Here is a 1,766-nt window from a genome sequence, read left to right as displayed (position 1 = left end):
TTAAAAGGCTCCGTACAGCAGGGTGCAAACGGCGGCGAGAGACGGAGCTCAAACAACGTCGCAAATCAAGGCGAGATGGAAGCCGCTGCTCAAAATATTCAAAACGCTCAAAATACTCAAAGCGTAGAAAACGAAGCCCTTGAAAATCTGCGCGCGCTCGCGCTGGACGATGAAATTTTGCCGATCGGCGGCGCGGCGCTTTTTAACGACGCGTGCAAAATTTTACGCCGCAACGCCCTGCAAGATCTGATGCAAAAGCTCAAAAACTCCGACGCGCCCGACAAGATCGAGCGGATCTTGGAGTATCAAAAAAAGATCAATCAACTCAAGTAAAGGAACGAAATGAAGGCATTGGCGCTCTTTAGCGGCGGGCTTGATTCCATGCTCGCGGTCAAACTCATCGTCTCGCAAGGCATTGAGGTGCTCGCGCTGAATATTGATATCGGATTTAGCGGCAAGAACGATAAGAGCGAGATCATGCGCCGCAGAGCCGCGGCCGCGGGGGCGGATTTTAAAAGCGTCGATATCAGAAGCGAATATCTACGTCAGGTGCTTTTCGAGCCCAAATACGGCTACGGCAAGCACTTCAACCCCTGCATCGACTGCCACGGATATATGTTTAAGACCGCGCTTGCGATGCTGCAAAGCGAAGGGGCGAGCTTCATCATCACGGGCGAGGTGCTCGGACAGCGCCCGATGAGCCAGCGCGCGCAAGCTCTAGTTCAGGTCGGCGGGCTTAGCGGCGATGAGGAGGGGCTGATCCTGCGTCCGTTGTGCGCGAAGCTGCTGCCGCCCACGACGCCCGAGATCAAGGGCTGGGTCGATAGGGGCGCGCTGCTTGACATCAGCGGGCGCGGGCGGGCTAGGCAGATGCAGCTAGCGGCGGAGTTCGGCTTTGAGGATTACGAAACGCCTGCGGGAGGCTGTCTGCTGACAGTGCAGAGCTTCAGCGAGCGGATCAAGGATGCGGTAAAATTTGAAAAGATCGAAACGCCCGCGGACGCTGAAATTTTAAAATTCGGGCGCCATCTGCGCTTGCCGGGCGGCGCCAAGCTCATAATCGGGCGGGATGAGAGCGATAACAAAAAGCTTGCCGCAGTGCAAAATCCGAAATTTAGCGAGATAAAATTTAAAGACGACGTCGTGGGCGCGCTAAGCCTGCTAAGCAGGGGCGCGAACGAGGCGGATAGAGAGCTTGCGGCGAGGCTGGCGCTAACATACGCCAAAACGGACGCCGCGCGCAGCTACACCCTGCTCATAGACGGCAGCGAGCTGAGCGCAAGCCCATTTGAGAGTAAGGATGCTGCGCGCAAGTATTTTGTGTAAATCTAAACCGCCATCCAAGTTGTATTTGATAGGCGTAAAAACGATACATAAGCGCAAGAAGCTGCGATAGCAGATAAAAGAGTAAAATTTAAAACGGCGGCGTCTGAAAAACGAGCCGAAAATGCGGCGGTCTATAGAAAACATGCCGAAAAAGTGGGCGCCGCGAACTAAATTCGGCTATCGCAAGAGCCAAATAGGCATAAATTTAAAAGTGCAAGCCGTTAAATTTAAAAGTAAAAACGAGCAAATTTTATAAGCTTAAGGAGCGTTTATGGAGTATTTCAAACCGTTTTTCGTAAAGATTGCAGGCCGCGCCAGAGATGACGATCACACGAGCGCGCACGATCAGATCATCGCGCCGCTACTGCAAAATGCGCTCGCCGCCTATGTCTATAACGGGCGCAAAGATAGCATCGTGGGGGCGTTCGGCAGCGTGGAGC

3 protein-coding genes are annotated in these 1,766 nt (G+C 53.6%); all 3 read left to right on the top strand.

The window, feature by feature from the left end; all coding sequences use genetic code 11:
- On the top strand, positions 1 to 333 hold a 333-nt coding region (locus Q0256_RS07575), incomplete at its 5' end, for a hypothetical protein (protein ID WP_297961839.1).
- Between the two features lie 9 nt (positions 334 to 342).
- The gene (locus Q0256_RS07570) at positions 343 to 1,326 is read left to right on the top strand and encodes an argininosuccinate synthase domain-containing protein (protein WP_297961836.1); all 984 of its coding nucleotides are present in this window, start codon (positions 343 to 345) and stop codon (positions 1,324 to 1,326) included.
- 121 nt (positions 1,327 to 1,447) lie between these two features.
- Positions 1,448 to 1,582, top strand: a complete 135-nt coding sequence (locus Q0256_RS07565) for a hypothetical protein (protein WP_297961833.1) — start codon at positions 1,448 to 1,450, stop codon at positions 1,580 to 1,582.
- The last annotated feature ends 184 nt before the right edge of the window (positions 1,583 to 1,766 follow it).

The sequence above is a fragment of the uncultured Campylobacter sp. genome, assembly GCF_937949835.1.
Classification (GTDB): domain Bacteria; phylum Campylobacterota; class Campylobacteria; order Campylobacterales; family Campylobacteraceae; genus Campylobacter_B.
This window is presented reverse-complemented; position numbering and strand designations above follow the sequence as displayed.